Source organism: Neobacillus sp. MER 74, assembly GCF_023714155.1.
The window spans coordinates 16,608-41,002 of the sequence record NZ_JAMAUV010000033.1 but is presented as its reverse complement, the minus strand read 5'-3'; the positions used below and the strand labels follow the sequence as shown (position 1 = coordinate 41,002).

Here is a 24,395-nt window from a genome sequence, read left to right as displayed (position 1 = left end):
GTGGAGTGAAACGGGGACGATTGTTAATTTTTGTTTTGGCATAAGAAAAAGCACCTCCTTTAGTTGATACATGTATCGTACCAAGAGGAGCTGCGGGTTTATATGCGTTGTTTGATTGGGGGCTTACTAAATAAGAAAATAAACCATTCAATAAACAAAATTAAATCTTTACGTGAGGAATATGATCAAACAAAAGATATAGGAGTTCTACAAAAAATCGATAAAGAGTTAACTACAAATTATATATATTTAATCTGGGACTTAGAGAAATTAACTAATGAATCGATAGATACTTTTGATACATGCGCTACATTAATTTATCAAAAACAAAACATTAAAATGTTCGCTTCTAAAGGGATTGATAAGGTTAAGATTTGGGATAATTCAAAAAAGGAGAATTCAGAGGAAGAAATAATCTTGGAACAGTTAGAGGAAAATAAGAAAAATATTGAAAAGTCCCCCAAAGAAATACAAAATAGGATGAAGTTAGATTATGAGTATATTCTAAAGATACAATCGGAGACTGAGGTTATAAGTACATTTAATGAGATTCTTTCTAAGAATTAATTATTCATGTATCTTTATTATTGATATATGAATAATCAGAGGGCATATCTAGGAATTTGTCTACAAAAGAGGAAGGGATTTCGTGCAGTATTCAGGTAATCATTTCAATATCTTTCAGAATATATATTTGAAAGTGAAGATACTAGGCTCTTCCTAGCTTTCGATTATGTTGTCGGCTGTTACAGGATTGATAGGGTAATGCTTAATGTCCCTTTTTATACACTTTTGAAACACTCACAGGATTTAATTAACCTTATGTGGGTGTTTTTTTATTCCATTAGATACTAGTTTAATCACAGACCTACATGAAAAATGGCTTTCAATAGAAAATTAGCAGTCTTTATTCCCTTCTTAATTACATGAACTTTCTCGTTGGTATTAATTAATGCCATATGTAGAAGGGTTTTTTACTAAAATAAAGAATATTGATAATAGGACTAAATACTTATATAGAAAAATGAAGACATACTTAATTAATGAGGGGGAACAGGAGATCAAATAGAAAAAGACTTTTGATTTTTAATGGAAATTTTAAAAAATACACAGATTCAGAGCATCAATTAACTGTCCAAGAGATTGTTGATTTATTGGAAGAATAATCTGGAGAAGAGTTTAATTGTAATGGTGTAGTAAATGATTTAAAAGAGTTAGAAAAGATAGATACTTTTTCAATTATTCCTTTTCGGGAAGCAAATGGATTGCCCGAATATAATAGCTACCAAAATCGGACAATTGAATTCCATGAGATAAGGTTAATGATTGACGTAATTTCATCAGCAAAATTTATTACGAAAGTAGAAACGGAAAGAATAATTGAACGGCTTAAGAGGTTATTGAGTATTTATCAAGCGGACCAGCTTGAAAATCGAATTCTATTAGTTGAACACTCTAAATCAGAAAATAAATACGTTAAATTCATTATAAGTGACTTACATGAGGCGATTTCTAACCATGAAATAGTGGAATTTCGCTATGGACGTTATACCATCAATAAGGAATTTGTGCTTAGTAATCAAGGGAAAGCATATCAGGTTAAACCATATGGACAAGTATGGAATAACGATTACTATTACTTAATTTGAGAGTACATTCCCAAAAAAGAAGTTCGGCATTATCGTATTGATCGTATGGTTAAAACCATTACGAAGACTGGTGAAAAATTCCTTCCTGATGTGAATTTTAATATTACAAACTATACAGAAAAGCTTTTTCTGATGTATGCGGGCGATGAGACACCGATAGAAATGGAGTTTTCCGCTGGCCTTATCAATGTTGTCATAGACCGCTTTGGCAGAAAAGCCGACATCCGTAAATTAAATGATTCTAAATTTAAACTAATCACAAAAGGGACTATTAGTGAAGGGGTGATCCACTGGATTTTAACTTGGGGGAGTACTGCGAAGGTTTTGTACCGACCAAGGATGGTTGAGAAAATTAAAGTTGAAGCTGAGAAATTATATCAAATTTATCAGTAACACCCCATATTTTTTTATCCAGGGGTCATAATATGAATCTGTTTATAATGAAAATATGAAAGTTCTTAAAGAAATCGTTTTTTCACTAATAGGTAATATAAACATACAAATTATTAAAACACTAATATCTATTCATTCATCTAAGACATCCGCATTTTTATAAAAATAAAGGTGTCTTTTTTTTGCGACAAAATTAACGAGGATGGGACGACTAAACACATAGAATTAGATATTACCTTACATTGGAGAAAAGAGGAATGTGAAATGAAGAAGGATTGGTCAATAGCGGACTTAAGAGAAACATTTGATGTGTTGGCAAGCTTTTATCAAATTGAACTGGGGAGCAAAAAGTATCTATGTAGAAACCATGCAGTCATTTTTCGGAAGGGGTTTGCAAATCAAACATCTCCAGATGCCGTCATCGTGATGGCTAATCCGGGCAGTTGCAGCCCGATTAGTCAAACCTATCAACCAGCAACTATTGATGGTATCCCTATAAATCTTCCATATGTGGCTGTTAAATTGGATCCAACCCAAAGGCAATTGATGAAATTAATGAATAAGATGAATTGGAATGTGTTGTCAGTCATTAATCTAAGCGACTTGTGCGGCGGAAATATGGGGGATTTCAGTGAAAAACTAAGGCAAGTGGAGTTGCACTCTTTTAAGAATCACACTGTATTCTCGGAAGCTAGGAAAGAAGAAAGAGAGACCATTTTACCTAGTACTGATTCAAAAATCATACTAGCGTGGGGTAAGGACAATAGTATCAAAACACTAGCTTATGAATCTTTGAAAATTCTCTCTAAAGAGCTTCAGAAGGATAAACAAATTTTTGGGCTGCCATATTTAGAAACAAATTGGGGATATCGTCATCCCAATCCAATGATTAAAGACAGATGTGAGGAATGGCTGGAAAAAATGTATAAACAATTAACGAAGATGCAGTGAATCAGAAATAGGACCAGTGGTTGTACTATTTGGTGAAACGTTACCTGAAAATGCATTGTCAGCTTCGCTGTCGCATATTTGTAAATCCGATTAAGTTATAGGACCACCGGTATCTTTAGGATTATGGGCTATAAAAGACTAACCCATACAGATTAGGTGTTAATGTCTCGAATAGTCTTCTAAATGAGTTCATTGTCTTTTTATCTAGTTTGATTTTACGGTTGGAGGCTTCATTTTTCGTTAGACCAAAACCTTCAGAGTGTCTTTTCGCATAACCCCATGTTCAATTTTTATTTTGTTGTTTTTATAGTCAAAATCCTTATTTGTCACTAGTGCGGAAAGTAGAGTGACAGTCTCCTATTGTTATTTTATATAACCATAGAACTGTCTCTTTTTGTTTTTCTTTTATCGAGAAACAAACTAGAAATCTCTATTTTTTAATGTGTTAAATCTTATGCCTTAAAATGAAACCTACAGGATTGTAAGTATTTTATTATGGATCAGATTGAAGCTATTAACATGTTATTAAAAGGGTGGGCTATTTTTGGTATACCTTTTTGTGTAAAATAAAGGAAGTATATAACAAGTTATTCGTTCTATTTTTTATCCCACAAAAACCTAATGACTTAAAAGAGAAAAAGTTTATGAACATAAAATACGAGGAGGGTACCATTTTGAAGATTACGCTAGGCTATTGGCTAGATTCGACCACGTATCCGGATGCACTTGGAGATCAAGAGGCATCAGTCGGTACCGTAGTAACAGGCTTTAACGGCTTAATCGGCATTCTAGAAACACAGTTAGGGCTAACCGTACCGAATGTATCGGAAAACCTACGGATTGCAGAGTGGCAGGAACTTATTCGTAAACAGGATTCTGGTAAAAAGCTATTCTCAAAATCTTTTGAGACTGATTCTTGGAACACAGCGAAGGAATTGTTACGGCGCCGGGATGAGTTAGTGTTAGCTGGATGGAACCCTTTAGTACATGTTGGCGGGAGTGCATGGATCGATACACTGGCAGAGCTGGAGCTTGCTAATCCTAACCGTTTATGTGGTTTTCCTGATCGAGTCCGAGGTTTAATATCAAGGTTACAAGATCAAGTGCAAGTACAAATCGAGAAAATCAATATTGTTGATGAAGATAAAACACTATGGGATCCCTGGTGCATTCAATTAATCGATTTATTAAAGGAAATAGGGGTAGAAACTCAGAATGTATCAACCATGTTTGAAAAAGAAATACAAAAGGATTCATATACTGACTTATCCCTTCTACAAAAGGTAATGGCAGGGGAAAAATCGTCCGAAGTGGCGAAAGGGGATGGGAGCTTGCTCCTTATTCGTTCCGAACAGGAATGGGATGCTGCAGACTTTTTGATCAGCTGGCTGCAGCAAAACACCTCGGAAGATACGGTATTCATTAAAGGGGACGGGTCATTATTCCTTGATGAGCTTCTCAATAGGCGGGGAGTACCGGCAGCAGGAGTAGACGCTCTTTCAAAATGGCGAGCAGTTCTTCAAGTTTTACCACTTACCATCGATACTTACTGGGAACCGTTAAGGGTGGATAGGATGCTCGAATTATTAACAATTCCAACCTCTCCTGTACCAGGAAAGATTAGGTATAAATTAGCCAAAGTATTAGCCGCAAATCCAGGAATTGGCGGGCCACTCTGGGTACAGGCAATCCTAGACGGAATAAATGCCTACGAGGAATTATGGACCGCAGAAGGTTTGGACGAACAGGAAGTGAAGAGACGGAGAAAAAACCTTGAAGCAAGGCTTGATTTGTGGGTGAATCATGACTATTATGACCCAACCGAAGGCATTCCCTTTGAACAACTAATGAATATTTGCCAAAAGGTTAGTCAATGGGCGGCATTGAACTATCATACAACAAACGACCTTATGTTTGTACAAGCCACACAATATGCCCAAGAGGTAATGGAAGGACTAAAATCCCTTGGGACAAAAAGGGTGACACGTTTGCAAGTAGGGCGCATCCTAGAATCTGTTTTAGGTGAAGGAGCCAAATTGTCCGGTTACACACAGGAAGCCGCCCAATGGCAAGTCGTCAATCATCCAGGGCAAATCTGGGGTAAAGCAGAAAACATCATTTGGTGGGGTTTTCATAAAAACATGTCCGGACCTAGTCTCAGAACTTGGACATCGAAAGAACGGGGATGGTTAAGGGAACATGGAGTCAACCTCCTTGAAGAGGACGTGCTGCGTCGAAGAGAAGCAGCTGCTTGGCAGCGGGCGGCACGTTTGTCTGACAAAAGGCTGATTCTTTTTGCTCCTGCAAAAGTGAAAGGCAAAGAAATTTCTATTCACCCATTATGGGACGAAATACGCTATGCCATTGCAAAAGATCACAATACTGAGAAAAAAATTACCATTGAAGCGGGTGATATACGGAAACAATCAAGTTTCTCAATTCCGGGAATAGAATTTGAAAGAACTCCATTACAAACAACCAAGATCCCAGACCCCATAAGAACTTGGAGGGTTCCTGAAAATATCGTCGTGCCTCGGGAAGTGGAATCTGCAACCAGTTTCGAAGGGTTAATCGGTTGTCCTTTAAAATGGACCTTTACATATGTTGCGAATGTGAAACCTGGTAAGATCCTTTCTTTACCACATGAATCCATTATGCTTGGAAATCTAGGACATGTGATATTGGAAAGCCTTATTACTGAAAAAACTGATTGGAACGAGGAAGAAGTACGTATACGAACGGGGGATTTGTTTGATCAGTTGACACCGAGGCTGGCTGCGACACTACTAGAGCCGCAAAATGGAATTCTTCGCAGTGAAACCCGATTTAAACTGCAGAAATCCTTGCAGAAATTTTTTAAAGTGTTGAATCATGCTGGGATTACCATTCAAGATACCGAAATAGAATTACAGAAAACATGGAGAGACGGAGTTGAGTTCAACGGCAGATTGGACCTTATCGGAGAAACCGCATCAGGGAACAAGATTTTGTTTGATGCGAAATGGTCGAGAAAACCAAGTAATTACAAAGTTCGCTTGGAAAACTTATCGGTACAATTAACTCTTTATCATTGGCTCTTAGCCGAAGATGACAATCAAGAACTTCCTGTTGCCTACTTTATGCTGCGCAGCGGTGATTTCTTCAGTTTGCCGCATGGGGATTTCCCTTCTGACCATCACGTAGCGGGTCCATCACTTTTGGAGTCTCATCAAGTGTTACGTCAATCTGTGCAAGATATTTGGTCACAGCTCTTAAAAGGGACGATTATCGCCCCAGGTGTTCCATCCAAAGGGAATACGGACAAGAGAACGGAAGATGGCCAGGAGTTGAGTGAAGATTCATTTGTATCAACGATAGACCCGCCATGTGCCTATTGCGAATATCAGAATCTTTGTGGTTTTAGGAGGGTGAGGAAATGAGCGGAAAGTTAAAGCTGTTAAGTGCTGGGGCTGGTGCGGGCAAGACCTCCCGTTTATCGGACGAAATTTTAACATCCATTCAAAATGGAGTGCCGGCAGAAAATATTATGGCCACCACATTTACAACGAAAGCAGCGGAAGAACTCATTGAGCGTGTTCGTCTCAAGTTGCTAGAATCGGGCGATAGCACATCTGCTGCAAGAATTCTGGATGGGTATGTTGGTACTATGAATAGTGTATTTGGACGGCTGTTACGGGAATTTGCCCTTGAAATGGGGTTATCACCTGTACAAAAAGTGTTGGCAGAATCAGAAGCTAGTTCACTTTTTCACACCATTGCAGCAGAAGTCATTGATAAATTCTACCGGGACTATCGCCAGGTTTTCATTCGTCTCGGGTTAGAGGATTGGCGTGAACATGTCCTTAAGATCTTATCACTAGCTCGTGAGAATGGATTGGAACCAGAGGATGTTCAAAACTGTGCCGTCTATTCATGGGAAATCATGTCTGCATGGCTGCCCGGGACATTGTCCAATCCTGATCAGCTGGAGGAAGATTTAAAGGCAGCCTTACGGGTGGCAAAATCAGAACTGCCTGGTGGAGATTCAACGAAGGCGACTGCACAGGTTGTTGAGGATATTGATTCGGCGCTCAAGGAATGGGAACACAATGGCTTCATTTCTTGGCAGCTATGGGCAAAATTAAGCAAGTTAAAACCTGGAGCGAAAAGCCGAGATGCAGTCTCACTGATTCATGCAGCTGCTTCCGTGCATGATCGTCATCCAAGGCTTCATCAAGACATGAAAGACGCAATGGATGCTCTTTTTTCTTGTGCAGCAGAGGCAATGGAAACCTATGCGGTGGAAAAGAGCAAACGCGGATTAATCGATTTTACTGACCAAGAGGCATTAGCCCTTACTTTATTGAAAAACGAACAACATGCCGAAGTGTTAAAAGACCGGATCTCCGATGTATTCGTCGATGAGTTCCAGGACTCGAGCCCGTTACAAATCGCTTTAAACATGCAGCTTCGTAGGATTGCCCAAAGAGCAACATGGGTAGGAGATGTAAAACAGGCAATCTATGGCTTTCGAGGAACAGACCCCGAGTTGATGCAGACGGCAATGACAAGCATTCCTGATTTAGCCATTGAAGTATTGGATGCCTCCTATCGCTCTCGCCAATCATTAGTTGAATTCGTCAATGCGATTTTTGTTCCAGTTTTTGAAGCTAGAGGTATGACAGCGGAGCGAATTGCATTAGATCCAAAGCGGGCTGACAGACAAGAGCAGGCCATGGCAGTTGAAATGTGGTCTTACTTGAATTCTAAAAATCAGCTAAGCGATGCTGCACATATCGCAAAAGGAGTAAAAACGGTCTTAGCTCAAAAAGATAAATATATCATAGTGGATAAAATATCCCGTGAACCACGACCTTTAAAAGCAGGAGATATCGCGATTCTTTGCAGAGCGAACGATGAGTGCGTGAGGGTGGCAGAGGCACTCTCCAAGTTAGGTATTTCCGCAACTGTAGGTGAAAGTGGATTACTAGCTACTCCAGAAGTGGTGTTCGCCGCAGCCGCCCTACGTTATTTAGTCGATCCTAACGATACATTGGCGCTTGCTGAATTAATCCACTTTTCTTCAGACACTTGGGGTGAAGGGCGTTGGTTATCCGGCTGGCTTGATCAGGAGAATCGAGAAGAGATCATGGCTGCGGAGCCATTCATCCAAGCCTTAGACCATGCAAGAGGAAAAATGGTTCAAATGAGTCCTTCTGAAGTATTGGATTTAGCATTAGTAACGGCAAAAGTGGATGAAGTCGTATTAAGATGGGGACAAGGTGATCAACGTCTAGCGAACTTAGATGCCCTTCGGAAAATTGCGGTAAAGTATGAGGAGACGGCCGCAACCAATGGAAGCGCGGCCACAACAAGTGGATTTCTTTTATTCTTAAGTACTGTCGAAAAGGACAAAGAGTTAAACCTTGTGGCAGAATCGACTGATGATCAGGCAGTTCGGGTATTAACCTATCATAAGGCAAAAGGATTAGAGTGGCCTTTTGTCATCCTGAATTCATTAGAAAGATCGGCTGTGGGTAAGAAAAAACCGCCTGTATTTGACCGGGTGACAGCCGTTAGTACAACGGGCTTTAATGTAGAAAATCCACTTTATGGACGCAGGCTTTATTATTGGCCTTGGCCATACGGAGCACAATCAAGTAAGGTCAGTTTAGATACTTATGTACAAGCTGCAGCTGAACTTCAACAGAGGGTCCAGCAACTAACCGATGAAAATCAAAGGTTGATGTATGTAGGAATGACAAGGGCCAGAGATTACCTTGTGCTAACAGCTCGTGATTTTTCAAAGGTAGGTTGGATGGATGAATTGACCGATGAGGCTGGTAACCAGGTTATCCAGAACCTTGGGATTGCAGAAGCTGATCAAGAGGATGCTTCCCTAGATTATCAAGTGGGGAAAATCGTAGTTAAAGGTAAGCCATTTGCTTGTAAGGTACGAGTGTTATCAATTGATGAGGATACAGAACGAACCGCTGAATCTGAATCAACTGGACATTCTGAAATTGTCTATGTCGGAAAAAAGGTAGAAACTTCGTCATTTGTTCCTGCACGCTTTAGCCCAAGCGGACAAAAGAGTGAGGAAGAAATAAACTACCAACAGCAGCCTGAACTGGAATCTAGTGGTTCAAAACTTCATCGCATTGGCAATCGTCTTCCGCTTTCAGGAAACCCGGATATGACCGTGCTTGGAGAAATGGTCCACGCCTTTTTAGCTGCTGATAACCATGGCAATTCCAACGAAAATAGATTCCGAATGGCACAAGCCATGAGAACCAGGTATGACATTCACGCACTAACAGAAGATGCCATGCTTGAGGCATCGGACCGGTTGGAGCTATTTATTACACAACAATACCCTAATCTTCTTTCTAGACACAACGAGTGGCCAATTCACTTGCGGAAAGGACAGCAGAAGGCTTCCGGCTGGATTGATTTGTTGATCCTTACACCACAGGGTTGGGTCATTATCGACCACAAATCATTTCCTGGAAAAGAAGCAGACTGGCTTTCACGTGCTGCAAGTTACCTGCCTCAGCTTCAAACGTATGCAGAGGCATTATATAAAGCAACTGGAAATCCCGTTGTAGAAGCATGGATCCATATGCCGGTAGTAGGGGCGATGGTTCACTTTACGGAAGAAGAATTGAAATCAAAAGCATAAAAATTGTAGAAAAGCAGCCTTTCCCCATCCAAATTTTGATGGGGAAAGATTGGTTATCAAGGAAAATATCGGAGGAAAGAAAGTGAGTGAAAATAATACAGGAGTACGTTTATTAGCGTTAAAAGACATCTTTCGTAAAGAAACGGATGAAAATCATGAATTATCGATAAAAGAGCTGGTTGATAAGTTAAAAATCGAACTACCGGGAAGCACAGCTGATCAAAAAGCGGTGAAACGATACATTCAAACCCTTCAGGCTTCAGGGTTTGATATCATTGAAAACGAAGATAAATATGGGAAAAAATTTTACAGTCATCAAGAAAGGCTATTTGAAAACTATCAATTAAGGCTGCTGATTGACCCCATCCTATCTGCACGATTTATAACGGAAGAAGAAAAAAAGACCATTATCAACAATGTAAAGGAACTAACGAGTAAACACATTGCTAAGACTTTGCCAGACCCAATTGTCTATCAGCAATCGATTAACCAAGACTACCAATTAATTAAGTTACATATTGATAAAATTCATGATGCAATCTACCAAAGTAAAATGATTGCGTTTCAATATGGGGATATGGATATTCATAAAAACTTCCAGTTACGGCATGGAGGAGAAATGTATCAAATAAAGCCCCATGCCCTGATTTGGGAATCCGATTTTTATTACCTAATTGGTGACGATATTAAATATAGTGAAGGGAACAATCCACGTAATTATCGGTTAGACCGGATGAGGAACGTAACCATTTCTAATGAAAGATTTGCGCGTAAAAGAAAAGATTTAAGTACATATGTTCAAAATTCGTTCCATATGTTTGGCGGGCAGGATGATTGGATAACCCTGCAATTTAAACTCGAACAAAATGTCCTCAACGGTGTCATTGATAAATTTGGTATTGAGGCAGATATTCGGAAAGTGAACGATGAGGCATTCACCTTAAAGGCAAAAGCAAAACTGAGTCCAGGACTCAAGGCTTGGATCCTCGCGTGGGGAAGCAAGGTGAAGGTCATTTCCCCACAAACCCTTGTGGATGAGATAATAGAAGAGATTGGAAAAGTAAAAGATCAATATAAAGAATAGGGTGTACCATTTTCAGTATACCCTTTTCATTATAATGAATAGTAATAAGAGGATTTGTTTCAAGTTCATTGATATATGGAGGAATACATAATGAAATCACTGAAAAGAATGCTTTATGAACTAACGATGGACAAAGAATTTGTCGCTTTAAAATTCCTGATTGATCGCCCGAATGTCTTTCATGTTGTTGGGGCTACCCATTTAGAAACTTGGCATTCAAGATTCTTATCTTGGCTTCTAGATCCCACAGAAAGACATATGCTAGGCTATTATCCGTTCCAGAGATTCTTAATGGCTATTGCCGAATCCGCTGAAGAAAATATTGACGACATTACCGATTTAGCCATGCTCAATGTCAATCAATTCAGAAATCCTGAGGTTATAGCCGAAAAGGATATCAACAAACTTGATATCGATGAACAGGAAACCATCGAGGAAACAGAAAAAAACGACGACAAAGGAAGGCTGGATGTCTTTTTTAAGGTAAATATCGTCGATGAAAAAGACCCAGGCAAGGAAAAAAAGTTAATCCTTGCTGTTGAGCAAAAGGTATATGCCAGGGTGGATGTAAATCAATGCAATAAATACTTAACAAAATTCGAAGAGAAGTTTAAAGACGAAACGTTTATGCTAGTAGGCTTAGTACCAAAAAGCCAAATAAAAGAATCAAATGAAGCCACGTTTGGCAGTTCCAAATGGTTCGGAATCGACTATCAGCAGCTAGTGGACATTGTTCTAATGCCTTGCCTGGAAAATCCAGATTTAAGTATTTACGCCAAACCGATTATTCAGCAGTATGTAGATGCATTACGGATGCCTTATAAAGGGAAACGGGAGAAATTGGCTACCATTGAAGAAGAACGAACCCTGGTCCGTTCCATATATGATCGCTTTGAAGATGTGTTTAAAGCGATTACGAAAATATCAAATGAAGTGGACAGTGATGAAAGGAATTATGTCAGCACTGTTGTGAATGATACTTATGGTGAAGTATTTAGAACGATCAAATGGATCCTTAATGAGGAAAACGATGTTGAAGAGATATGGAATTTTTCAACTGGATTCCAAAGAAACATTTTTAAGAGATGGGACGAACTCCAGATGCTAATTAAACATGAGGGGAAAGAAACTGTTATCTATGGAAAATCTGTTTCGGAACTTTGGAAAGAAACTTTACAGTGGATTGAAGAGCATAATCTCCCTCTACGTCAGCTTATAGAAGAAGGCTTTATTCTTGGAGGCGGAGACAGAGGAAATCGTTATGCTATAGCGTTTCAACCTATCCATAAAAACAGAAAAAAGTTTGCCTCCATTCATACCTATGAATCTATTATAACGGGTGAGACATATTACATTGAAACCAAAATTAACCCTGAGAGTGGTATGAAAACCATTGCTAAACTATTTAAAAAATTAGGTGTAGAGGTAGAGACTCCATTATTAGAGAATAGTGTCACCGTACCTTTTTAAGAAGACATAAGATGTTCAAATGAGAAAGGGTAGCCTTTAAGCAGCGTTGGCTACCCTGTTGTGCTAGAAATAGAATGTTCAACATCACATTAACAATTTCAAGTACAACAGTTCTACGGATTGTTCAACATTTAATCCTGAAGCCACCACCGACAGGCAGCTTTCATGAAGGTTTAAAAAAGAATCCCCTGGATTTATCCATGGGGTGAAGTCAACGTATCCGGGTTAAAGTTTAATCAATTAAGCAGATTTCCCGAATCAGAGATGGGGAAAAATATTCTATTGTAATGGCTGACCAAACCGAAAGTCATGTGGCGATATACTAAGTCGATGTTTAGTAAGCGGGATATTTTTAATTAACCTTTATTATAGATTAAGAGTCATTGGGTACAGTTGCATGTATTTATACATATTATCAAGCGCCTCAGGAAAAGCTTCACTTGTCGATTCTTACAGTAATTGGGTGTATAATAGGTAATTGGTATTAAATTCCGAACGAATTGAATAAATGTATCCATATTTCTAATGTATAATAAAAGATATTAAGCGTTTCACGAGGTGTAAACGATGTTACCAGAAAATGTGCGACTTTATATATATACCTATTACTTGCGATCTCATGAAGAGATCGATAATTATGGCTTTAAGGTTCAAGGTGATGGACTATTAGAGATTCCTATTGTAAAACGGACGGCAAAACGGCGCAGAAAAACAAGAGAGATCTTGCTTAATTTAAAATGTAGCATGGGGAGTTCAGAGCTACTTGAAATTAGTAAGACCTTTACCAGTCCTTGGGTGAAAAGAAATTGGTCAAGTGAAAAAGGAGACCCATATTTTTATTCAGGTGCACTAATGAAAATAATCAATTATGAATTGGATGAAAAGAGTGTTAAAGATATTGCTTATGTAATGGGACCAGTATTATTTCAGTTCATCGAAAAAAACGAACAAGATGAGCAGCAAAAAAGGGATAACGAGTTAAGTAGACTTCGAGAAAAATTTGAAAAGCTTAAACAAATACCAATTGCTACTAATATTCCATTTGATAGAAGGTTGTACATTTCTAAAATCTGCGATTTATTCGAAGATATGATTTCAAATTCCAAGATACATTCTCAAGAAAAATTCACAACACATTGGCGTCAGGGGAAACGTACTCTTTTCCTGCATTTCTTAATGGCTATTTATATGCAAATGAAAACCAAACTCCAATTTGATTGGAAAGAGATTGGTGCCGATTATTATTCGGAAATTGGAGGATCGAAAAAATTTGATGGTCCAAAGAAAGAATTTATTTCCATACTGGAAGAGTTGGATTTTCCACCAATTTCGATATCCGGGTTATTAAGCTTAGGAAGCATCGTCTTTATTCCTTTCAGCGGACCCTTGAACGGTTCTATGTGCGAATACCGGTTTGGAACGGTTCATTCTATAACGGACCATGCCGTATTTAGTGATTCTTTTTCAACAACAGCCAGAAATCTATGGCTAGTAGAAAATCGCGGAGTGGTTACCCGTTTCTCGTATGAAAAGGATTATTTAAGGGATACAAACAGCCTGGTTATTGGGGTTGAAGGGCAATTGAAGAGTGCAGTAAAAAGATTCATCCAAATGGTTTATCAAAGTGTCTCCATAGAACAAGTTCTCATCTGGACGGATTACGATGAGGCCGGTGTAGTGATTGCTAATACCATTTACGAGGTATTGATGGAAAAGAATAATCAAAATCTGACTATTAAGTGGATCGTCCCTAATCAAGAAAGAGTAGTATATGATGTACAGAGCTATCTTCAAATCATGAATGATTATTTACAGAAGAAAAGTGGTGAACAGGAGGAACGGATGGAGGGAGTAGAAGAATGGCTGAAATGGATGGAAAATTGATTTCGATCTTTAAAGAATCGACTACTTCAAGTGAACTTCACGAAGCCATGCGCGATATTGTGAAATTGGCCGGGGTATTGAAGGATATGAGCGATGAAGATTATTTTCAGTCACCAGTAAAATTGTTGAAAGTACTTCGGGTTTTGAATATTCTCCAAGAAGATGCATTGGGACTTTCCAAACTGGAAATGGAAAATGAAAAGGCGCTTTATTATCGATATCGAAATATCTACGGTGAAGATGAGGAAATGACATTTGATGATGTGAAGCATCTCATCTATGTTCTTGGCAAGTACAATTGGATTATGAAGACTCCGTCGGGCATTAAAATGCGTTCGTTGGGAAAGCGTCTTTTAGACCTCCTTATTCGACTTGCAAATGACTCTCTCGCCTATTATTTACATGATGATATTACCCGCTCGTTATTTCAGGCAAAACGTGATGCAGAATTAAGTGAAGCATATGACGACAAAGGCATTTCCGGTGGCAATAAGCTAGCCAGCATGATTCGTAATGTGGAGGAAGCTGTTCATCTGTTAAAAGATAGGGAGCTCGAATATTTGGCCAACCGGCATGCACTCACCCAGGTTCAGTTGATTAATTCACTTATGGAAGATCTGGAGGTGAAAATGAGTGAGCGAATTCGGGCCTTTGAGACATTTGAAGACAGCCTAGCGCTTGCGAATTTGTTCCAACAGGGAATTTATACAATATCAGAAGGAATCAAAATCAGCCTTGGGACGATTAATAAAATTGTGAAGTTCACCAATCTTCAGCATACAGAACAAAGCAACAGTATTCGCCCTGAGCTTATTCGAACCTATATTATTAAAACCTTTAATAATCCCTATGATGAAGATCCTGATCCTCATCAGATATTAAGTTTTATGGAACAAGATCAATATCAGGATGAGGCTATGGACGGAATTTGGATGCCGGTAAAATTCGCTGCGCCATTAACAGCAGAAGACATATTGGATGGAATCGATTATATTGAAAACTATGAACCGGCCGTAAATGAAATCGTTGAAATGCCTTTTGTTGAATACCAGGAACCTGATGAATTAAGTGATGAAGAAATTGCCGCTAAAATGGAGGAAACCCAGTGGAAAATGACAAAGGAGAATATCCCGACCGAGCATATAGAACGATATTTAGCTACGGCAGGTGGACAAGCCCAGCTCGATGACCTCCTTATCGAGGTTGGTGAAGGGAAATGGGGAGATGTGCTTCAATCATTATTAGGAGTAGCTGCTATGGTTAGTAATCAGCGGGCAGAATTTGACAAGGAAATTAAAAGGAGCACAAAGCTAGAGAATGATAAAGATTGGGAATGGATGGAGGATGACCCACATGGAAGAAAAGCAGTTCGAACAAGAAAACCAAAAAGTTAATCCTTTAGCTGCTCTTGCGTTATTGCCCAGTTTTTTAAGCAAGGAAGAAGAATTAACCTTTATGAATATACTGTTCTCTTCTTCTGCAAGAGTTCGGCGGGATAATTTTGGGCTCTCCAGAAAAGAAGTAGAGAAGCAGTTAGGAATTGAAAAAAACGAAAAGGAATTTCATTTGTTTATTTCCCGTGTAAATCAGGCAATTAGCCGTTATTTCCAACTCATTTATGATGAAAATAGGGATCAGGTAGTTGTTCTGATGAGAGTAAATGCCAGGGGAGCAAGAGGGGTCCTCCCTAAAGAAGCAATGGCCATATTAATGTACATTTTTTATGAGCAAGAAGTTTTGCAGCATCCCTATACATTATTTTCACAAATGTTGGAAGCATTTGGGCATGAATCCTTTCAGGCAAATAGAAAACTACAATCCAATATTGATATCTTGATGAAAATTGGTGCATTGGAACCATTTTCATCAAATTCAACAGAAGAAGCTTATCGACTAACGGCCATCGGTAAGCATATGTTTTCGGATTCTTTTTTACGCCGTTTTACAGAATTTACCCAATCGACTCAGTTAAATATGGAAGATGTATTGAAATTTTACAAACGTTACAATCTTGAAGGGAGATTGGATTATGATTCCTTGGAGACTTAATATTGCCGGGATACGCGATTTTCCTCCCCAAACGATCGATCTTTCCGGAGAAAAGGAGCATATTGGCCTATTAGGGCCGAATGGAAGCGGGAAATCAACCATTTCTTTTTGTATGGGTGCAGTTCTTCATTCTGGAAAGGTTGATATAAGCGGATTACGTTCTGCAAATTTACCAGTTGAACAAATGTGGAAGGCCAGTATTTCATTTTTATTTAAAAATGAAGGTGCGATTAAAGTAGATGCACCAAAATTTATCAAATTTGAACTGCAAATTGAACAAACCACTCCACAAACCCTCGCTCGTGAATACACAATTTCATCAGGTGATAAGCCGGATGAGTGGGAAGAACAAATCACTTTTAAATCGGGAGATAGGATTCAAAATTTTACGGCCTATAAAAAGTTGCTCCAGACAAAATATCATATTGACCCGGACTATTATTATTTAATTTGGTATCAAAATGAGGTCAATCAGTTCTCAGAAATGGCTCCCGAAGAAAGATTTCGTATATTTAGTGAGATGCATGGAATTGATAAGATTCAAAAAAACTGGGAAGAAAGCCGGGAATTGGTAAAAGAGGCTGAACGAAGTTTAGAAGAGGCAAAAATACAGCAGCAGAATCGAAAATTGCTGTTAAATATCCAAAAACAAAAACTAGACCAGTATAATGATAATCAACAAAGGCTCAAAAATGGTTTTATACAATACTATCACGCGCTGTCAGTGTTAATAATAAAAACTCAGGAAGAAATTAATCATTGCACAGGAGAAGAAGCTTTTTTAAATGAGAGAATTGAAGAGGTTCATGAACAACTGCAAACCTTTGAAACAAATCAAACAGAACAAAAGAAACAATTAGCAGTAAGTCTAGCAGAAAGAAAGGAATTGGAACAACAAGTTTTAGAGTTGCAGAAAAAGCTTAATCAATTGCGGGATGATCAAAAGAAGCACAAAGAAATTTATGAAAAATTGGAATACGATTTAGCTGAAATTAGGAATGAAATCAGCCGGATTCCCGATGAAGAAACAGTAGACCGTGAGCTTGTCAAGTGCCAAAAAGAAATGGAACGCCTCGACCCTTTTATTGAAAATCAAAAACATAGGATTGAGCAGACTGACAGTACCATTAGAATTGCAAATCAAGAGGTTACTGAACTCAAGTATGAAACTAAACAAGATGAACCAAAAAAAATCAGAACACAGCAATTGCTTTTATTATATAGTAGCAGCCATGTTGTTGAGGAAAAAATAAAACAGCTGGATTTAAAAATCTCTTCTGACAAAGATCAGTTAAAAGAATGGAAAAATCGTTTAACGGAGTACAAACAAGAAGAACTGGAATTAAAACAAAATGAATTAAATAGTCCCCGCCAAAAACAATCGAAACAGTATTTTGCAAGGGCAGGAATTGAAGTATTTACATTAAGAGAACTGATTAAACTGGATGATTCCGCCAAATTATCAGATGAAAAGGTATTTGATTCGATTAAATATACAATGTTTGTCAATAGCCGGAATTTTACTCCGCCTAATGATTTATATTATGTATCACTTCCTGCTATTCTCCCAAAAGCCTACATGACAGAATTGTCAGATTATCATCTAAAGATTCGAAATAATCTTCCTGAACAAATTGTTCCCCTTGCAGTTAAGGCGCTAAATTGGGTTCAATCCTTTTTCGAGGAAGAAAGTGCAGTAAAAATTATTAATGGTATTTTGAGGGATGAAAAAGGATTGCGGGGCATTCAGGAAGAACAGCGTTATATATTATCCGTTCAAGCTGTCCAGATAAGGCTTTCTAAATTAGCTTCATTAATAAAAGAATGTGAAAACAATATTATGACATTAACAGCTTCCATTGGGGGAAATGAACTGGAGGCACAAAAATTAAGAAATGTTGTTGGCGATGTAAAAGAAGCGGAAGCATTTTTTGCAGATGAAAAAAATCGTGTGCTGCGTCAAAAACGTTTAGAATTCTTACTAATTCAAATTGAAGAAGATCAAAAAGCAGAAATAGAGCAAATTAAGTTATTAGAAAATTTAAAAACGGAAAGATCAAATGTTAATGCACAGCAGAAACTCTATCTTTCTTTTAAACAGAAATGGGATAAATACGCTCAGGAAAAAGAAAAAATAAATCAACTTTACCAACTCAAAAATAAAATTGATGATATTGAAAGAGGAGTTCAATACACTAAAAATTTGTTTGAAATTCGTACCGAAGAATACGATTTATGCCAGAACAAATGCTATGCTATTGAAAAAACATTAAAAAGCTTAACCAATGTTATCCAAGATAGTTTGAATGAAACAACAGATTTGAAAAAGCAATTAGAAAATAAAATAAATGAAAAAGAAACACAGCAAAAAGTATATTTCCAGTACAATCAGGAATTAAATGACCTCGAAAATATAGCTTCAGCAAAAGCAAAAGAAGAAAAAGAGAAGATGGTGGAACAACCGAATTGGAACCTGGCTGAGGCACGCGAATACAGAGAAAGTGGCAAAACTACGTTTACCAATGCCGTGAACGAATCAGGTATCGACCCTTACGCACCTGAAAACTATCAAAAGATGAAAGAAGCATATGATCTACAAACAAATGAAGTGAATGAATCAGAAATTCTATTGGTCAAGCATCAAGAGAGGATGGAAAAGCTTCGAAATGACCTGGATTCCACAATTGGCGGGAAAGTTTTACTGATTAACAAGCACTTCAAAGATTATATAGACCAGTTTGGTTTTGAAGGTGTAATTGAATGGGACATGCATGAAGATAAAAAAGGGACCACCCGTTATTACCTTTATTTAAAAGCAAGAAGGTTCGGTCACAGAATGGCAATGGAAGATGTGAGTGTTAAAGCCAGAGGAGGAAGACAAGGAGTTGGTTTATCCGGGGGAGAAAAATCACTTGTTTCGTTGCTTTATGCTCTTGCACTGCTACAAACGATCCAAACCAATCCGAGCTTCATTGTATTAGATGAATTTGATAGTGCATTGGATGAGGGAAGAAAAGTAAAGGTTTTTGATTTGTATGTAAAAGAGCTTGGCCGGAAAATGATTATCTTAACTCCAAAGTCTCATGATAAGGATTATTTTAGTCGCTTTCATAAAGCATATGTTATATATCACCAGCCAGATATTCAGCAGAGCGGAATAATGAAACTGCGCACTCGGGCAGAAAATGTGGTGAAAGAATCTATTTTAATGGAATAAAACGAAAAGAAAAAATACAAATATAAGTGGAAGTCACTACTTGCATTTTACAAAAATGAAAATGGGTATTTAGGCCCTCCATTCATACTTGCCGAACAAATTGTTTCAAGCTTCAAGGAGATTTATCTTGAGAATACTGATCACTACATGAAGTCCTTGAGTATGGATGTTATTTTTGAAGTGATCTTAAGCAAAATAATGAGTGGATATTTGATATAGAGCATTCATTTTCTTTTAGAGGAGATGAATGCTTTTTTTTGAGAAAAATGTGGTTTTGGATTTCAAGGTGAGTCCCCCTTTGCGTTAAAGCGTTACTTTACCGAGGCGCTGACCTCAATGTCAGGTTAGTTTGTACATCTCTTGAAAAGAATTATCAAAACCCTTTTTGCAATCCTTTTTAGGAAAACATCCTTCATACTATCATTACGTTCCTTCTGATTCTTCTCCATCTGTGTGCTGTTTGTACCGAACCAATCCGCATACTCCCAATTAACCCAACTCTCGATAATTTATCTATGGGACTGGTTCTGCGGTCTTTCTTCCATTTCCTTGTTATATTCTATAAACATCTATTTTTTTCTATTGCACAACCCAATACAACTGCTAGGCTAGTCCCACGGTGTATAAAAACTTTACTTCACCAGGGGGCTGACCCTTTTTTTCCTCGCCATTATGCAGACTTAACTATACACTTCACATATGCATAATGGGGTAAATCAACTTCTTGTGCGTGTTTTTTTATTTCAGAGATTATAAAGATAAGATTTATTTATCACTCACATAAAAAAATAGTGGAACATTTTTCGAAATTAGCTATCTTCTTTAATCGTATAAGTATAACACTTACGTGCATTTCTAAAACATCAAGTGTTAAAATAAGGTAAATAAGAAATTAGTACCGATCGCAGAGTGGAGCATAGGAGAGAAACAAATGATAGAAATAATACAGAAAGTTTTAGAATTCCGTGATGAAAGAGACTGGAAAAAGTATCATAATGAAAAAGATTTGGCCATTTCTATTTCACTTGAGGCAAATGAATTGCTTGAAAATTTCCAGTGGCGAACTAGTGAAGAAGCGATAGCTGAATCCAAACAAAATATTAAAGAAGAAATGGCTGATATCCTAATTTATCTTGTTCAACTAGCAGATAAGATGGATATTAATATGGAAGAGGAAGTCTCAAACAAACTGCTTAAAAACGCTATTAAATATCCAGTGAACAAAAGCGAGGAAAAAGTGAAATGATTATTTATAATGAGACCTCTTCAAACTTTTTAAACCATATCTACGAAAATAAAATTGGATACGTTCTCAAGAAAAACGTCTTATCGAAAATGAACAAAATAGTTTCCGGCAGCGAATTGAGGTCATGGGAAAACTCACTTCCCCAGATGGCAAGGGTTCTTAGGGATGCAGATTTAAAAGAGGATACACACGTTTTATTAGAATATAAGCTTCCTTCCTCTGAAAAAAGAATCGACTTTCTTGTAGCGGGTCAAGACGAACAGGGGAAACAAAATGCAGTTATCATAGAGTTGAAACAATGGCAAAAAGCAAAAGTGTCTGAAGGAGATGGCATTGTTCGGACTTTTTTAGGTGGAAGGGAACGGGAAACGGTTCATCCTGCTTATCAAGCATCTTCATATAAGAGATATTTGCAAAATTTTAATGAATCTTTGTATAGTGATTCGACATCGATTCAGCTTCACTCTTGTGCCTATTTACATAATTATATTATGGCTAGTGTTGGGGAACCATTGTTGGACAAGCGCTACAGCAGTTATTTAAAGGAATCTCCCGTGTACTTCCAATTCAATGATCGTGATTTGGCAAGGAATATTAGAAAGTTGGTATCAAAAGGGAAAGGGAAAGAAATAGCCGATACCATTGAAAATGGTAAAATTCGACCTTCAAAAAAATTGGTTGATACAGTGGGATCACTAATTGAGGGAAATGAAGAGTTTGTGTTACTTGATGAACAAAAAGTTGCCTATGAAAAAGTCGTAAGTAAATATAATCAATTCAAGGCACAAACTGACCAAAAGCATGTCATTATTATTAAAGGTGGACCTGGTACAGGGAAATCGGTCATTGGATTAAATTTAATGAGCTATATGCTAAAATCAAAAGCTTATGTGGAGTATATCACTCCGAATCAAGCTTTCAGGGAAGTTCTTCGTAAAAAATTAATTGGTTCCTCAGGTCATGTGGAAGTCAGAGATTTGTTTAAAGGATCTGCATCATATGTACACACACCTGAAAATTACTTTGATGTCCTAATTTGTGACGAAGCACATCGATTAAAAGAGCAAGGACATATGAAAAAGAAGATAGAAGGGGAAAACCAGGTTACGCAAATTATAAGATCATCACGGATAAGTGTGTTTTTTGTTGATGATTTGCAGAAGATTTCAAAAAAAGATATCGGTTGTGTAAAAGAAGTAGAAAAAGAAGCAGCTAGATTTGGTGCGGATATACATACAGTAGAACTAGAGTCTCAATACCGTTGCTCAGGTTCAGGAAATTATATCTCCTGGTTGGACAGCTTACTTAATAATAACCAAGAATCATTTAAGCTAGAAGGAGATTTTGATTTTAAAGTCGTTTCAAGTCCTCAAGAGTTGAAAGAAAAAATTGTTGATCAACACGGAGGCAGACTTTTAGCAGGTTACGCTTGGAACTGGACAAAAAATATTGTCAATGGACAACTAGTTGATGATGTTGTCATCGAGGAGCATAACTTTGCCTTGCCGTGGAATGATCCCAATCGAATAGACTGGGCCATTCATCCAGAATGCGCAAACCAAATTGGTTGTATTCATACAGTCCAAGGTCTAGAAATGGATTATGTTGGTGTAATTATTGGTAAAGACTTGGGCTATGATGAAGAAACGAATAAGCTCATTGTTAGAAGAGAAGAGTTTAAGGATAAAGGCGCAAAACCGGCCAAGCCCAAAAAAGGACAACCCGACCCTCTTGTAGAACTTGTTCGAAATACATATAAAACGTTAATGACTAGAGGGATGAAGGGGTGTTATGTATTTTGTTGTGATAGAGGGTTGGAAAGATATATCAGAGCACATATGTAGTTAAAAAAATGTTTTGTGTTCCCCACCACAGTCTTCAAAACTGCTTGAGACCTGCGTGCCAGGTCTGGTGGGTTCGATTCCCACGCAGTCCCGCCAACGTAATTAAAAAAGCTAGTAACCGCAAGGGTTTACGGTGTTTTACCGTTGTTTTATGACCGATAATTTTAACGGTAACACCCACACATATTTCGCTAGATTTTAGGGAATACGTGTGCAACCGTTTAGGGAAAACCGTGTGGGGTTAAATGGTGTTTACATACGCATTTATAGCCTTCTTTTAACGTTATGTACATAAAACGTTATAGGAGGTTTTTTATTTATGGCTAAGAAATTAAGGCGACAGGGTGCGTTAAAGCAAAGTGAGCTACGTACCGCCGTTACGGGTGCAGTAGGAAGGCTTACTTCAAAGGAAATGCACCGTAACTTTTTACGGTTTAAGCGTAGTGAAGGGCTAGCACCACGTACAATAGACGGATATGAAGATACGTTTGGGTATTTGAGCAACGGGAAATGCCTGGCCACCGGGTAGGACGTCGTTGGATGTTTAAACAAAACGAGGTAGATGAATGGGTTCGCTCTGGTGGTGCGGCGGACAGAAGAGGATGAACAATAATTAATGGAAGATTTTAATTACGCAATAGAACTTGGTGTATATGATACCGCAATTAATGTTATAGGCGGGCTGAGGGATATTACAGTCATTTTCAAGGCAATAGATTCACATTTCAGTCAGTCCGATTCAATAGAACTCGTAAATCAGCGAAATGAATTTAATCTGCGAACTGAAAAGAGTCGAACAAGGATTGAACGTGAGGTAAAAAAAGGATTTTTGCAGTTTATGAATATGGATCATCAACATCTCATTCAGGGGATTTTCAGCGAGCGCGTGCCTCTCCAAGACAAGCAATTGGTTCTCGTTTGGCAGTTTGCTTTGAACAATAGATTATTTAGAGAAATCACATCAAGGGTTTTTGTTAAAACTTATTACTCTGGACGTGCAAGCATTTCAAAGAATGATATTACTGCCTATCTAAAAGAGTTTCTTATGCAAAATGAATCATTACAGATTAGTTGGTCGGAAATTACAATTAATACGCTTTCGACTAAATACCTCAATTTAATGAGTAATCTAGGTTTTTTAAGCCCAGGAAGAGTTAAGTCATTCAATCATATCCGTCCATCTTCGGAAGCACAAGTGCTCTTTCTTTACTTTGCAAAAATATTCTCTCCAAGAGGCAGTAATATCCTGAATAACGAACTGCTTCCCATAAGCTTTATTCCATTAGATGACATTCAGGACAGGTTTAAAAAGCTCTCTTTGAAAGGCTTCTTTAATATGAATTTTACTGGTGTTGCTTTAAACATCGAACTAAGTCAAAGCTATAAAGGAGTTTGCGATGTCTTATGAGCAGCTTGACATTGCCGTTGGCCGATGGCTGGCAATAAACCACTTCGATGTGGGTTTTGTCCTCAATAGCGCTTATTGAGGACATTTTTTTTCTGGTTTTTAAGGTAATTTCGTCCTCAATAGTCCTTATTGTTTTGAAGTTATGTGGATGATCACTGTCATTGACGATTCGACGTACACTGGATTCAGAAATAAAGTAATCATTTATGTGCTTTTAGATATGCTTGTTCGAATCTCTGAACTTTGTGCAATGAAGCGAAGGAACGTAAATCTTTAGAATGGTGAAATAGTTATTTCATCGTAAAGAAGTTGAAGCCTATATAAATAAATGGGTAAAGGATGCTAGGAATAATGGCGGCATTGTAGATTGCAATTAAGAAAAGAATAACTTCAGCATAAAAGCACAAACCATGGGATAGGTATTTATGAGAACGCTCATTCGTTCGATTTTACTTTCAGGTTTTTAATCAATATTAAGGATTATAGGCTTCATTGGCAGAACTAGAAGGACTAAAGAAAACGCTAAACAATAAATAGCT

Annotated in this window: 15 protein-coding genes; all 15 read left to right on the top strand. The window is 37.8% G+C overall.

Annotated features, from left to right (window positions below):
* The first annotated feature begins 102 nt into the window (after window positions 1-102).
* On the top strand, window positions 103-567 hold the full coding sequence (locus M3610_RS25845; RefSeq protein ID WP_251463383.1) for a hypothetical protein: 465 nt from the start codon (window positions 103-105) through the stop codon (window positions 565-567).
* Between the two features lie 755 nt (window positions 568-1,322).
* Window positions 1,323-1,649 (top strand): WYL domain-containing protein, encoded by a 327-nt coding sequence (locus M3610_RS28555; RefSeq protein ID WP_396953675.1) that lies wholly within the window; start codon window positions 1,323-1,325, stop codon window positions 1,647-1,649.
* 45 nt (window positions 1,650-1,694) lie between these two features.
* On the top strand, window positions 1,695-2,042 hold the full coding sequence (locus M3610_RS28550) for a WYL domain-containing transcriptional factor (RefSeq protein WP_483870117.1): 348 nt from the start codon (window positions 1,695-1,697) through the stop codon (window positions 2,040-2,042).
* A gap of 264 nt (window positions 2,043-2,306) precedes the next feature.
* Complete coding sequence (locus M3610_RS25835) at window positions 2,307-2,993, top strand: DUF1643 domain-containing protein (RefSeq protein ID WP_251463382.1); 687 nt, start codon at window positions 2,307-2,309, stop codon at window positions 2,991-2,993.
* A 674-nt stretch (window positions 2,994-3,667) separates the two neighbouring features.
* Entirely contained in the window at window positions 3,668-6,412 is a 2,745-nt protein-coding gene (locus M3610_RS25830) for a PD-(D/E)XK nuclease family protein (RefSeq protein ID WP_251463381.1), read from the top strand.
* Window positions 6,409-9,654, top strand: a complete 3,246-nt coding sequence (locus M3610_RS25825) for a UvrD-helicase domain-containing protein (RefSeq protein WP_251463380.1) — start codon at window positions 6,409-6,411, stop codon at window positions 9,652-9,654. The genes M3610_RS25830 and M3610_RS25825 overlap by 4 nt, the downstream gene beginning before the upstream one ends.
* Before the next feature lie 82 nt (window positions 9,655-9,736).
* Window positions 9,737-10,738 carry a helix-turn-helix transcriptional regulator gene (locus tag M3610_RS28390; protein WP_251463379.1) on the top strand — a complete coding sequence of 334 codons (1,002 nt, stop codon included), beginning with the start codon at window positions 9,737-9,739 and terminating at the stop codon, window positions 10,736-10,738.
* Window positions 10,739-10,828: 90 nt separating this feature from the next.
* On the top strand, window positions 10,829-12,208 hold the full coding sequence (locus tag M3610_RS25815; protein WP_251463378.1) for a PD-(D/E)XK nuclease family protein: 1,380 nt from the start codon (window positions 10,829-10,831) through the stop codon (window positions 12,206-12,208).
* Window positions 12,209-12,775: 567 nt separating this feature from the next.
* Window positions 12,776-14,092 carry a toprim domain-containing protein gene (locus tag M3610_RS25810; RefSeq protein WP_251463377.1) on the top strand — a complete coding sequence of 439 codons (1,317 nt, stop codon included), beginning with the start codon at window positions 12,776-12,778 and terminating at the stop codon, window positions 14,090-14,092.
* Window positions 14,068-15,486, top strand: coding sequence for a hypothetical protein (locus M3610_RS25805; RefSeq protein ID WP_251463376.1), 1,419 nt, complete (start codon window positions 14,068-14,070; stop codon window positions 15,484-15,486). The genes M3610_RS25810 and M3610_RS25805 overlap by 25 nt, the downstream gene beginning before the upstream one ends.
* Window positions 15,437-16,141 carry a hypothetical protein gene (locus M3610_RS25800; protein WP_396953674.1) on the top strand — a complete coding sequence of 235 codons (705 nt, stop codon included), beginning with the start codon at window positions 15,437-15,439 and terminating at the stop codon, window positions 16,139-16,141. Before M3610_RS25805 ends, M3610_RS25800 begins: the two co-directional genes overlap by 50 nt.
* The gene (locus M3610_RS25795; protein WP_251463374.1) at window positions 16,122-19,358 is read left to right on the top strand and encodes an AAA family ATPase; all 3,237 of its coding nucleotides are present in this window, start codon (window positions 16,122-16,124) and stop codon (window positions 19,356-19,358) included. Before M3610_RS25800 ends, M3610_RS25795 begins: the two co-directional genes overlap by 20 nt.
* Before the next feature lie 931 nt (window positions 19,359-20,289).
* Window positions 20,290-20,604 (top strand): nucleotide pyrophosphohydrolase, encoded by a 315-nt coding sequence (locus tag M3610_RS25790; protein WP_251463373.1) that lies wholly within the window; start codon window positions 20,290-20,292, stop codon window positions 20,602-20,604.
* A complete protein-coding gene (locus M3610_RS25785; protein ID WP_251463372.1) occupies window positions 20,601-22,448 on the top strand; it encodes a DUF2075 domain-containing protein in 1,848 nt (615 codons plus the stop codon). Before M3610_RS25790 ends, M3610_RS25785 begins: the two co-directional genes overlap by 4 nt.
* 616 nt (window positions 22,449-23,064) lie before the next feature.
* Window positions 23,065-23,856 (top strand): BrxA family protein, encoded by a 792-nt coding sequence (locus M3610_RS25775; protein ID WP_251463370.1) that lies wholly within the window; start codon window positions 23,065-23,067, stop codon window positions 23,854-23,856.
* Window positions 23,857-24,395 lie beyond the last annotated feature (539 nt).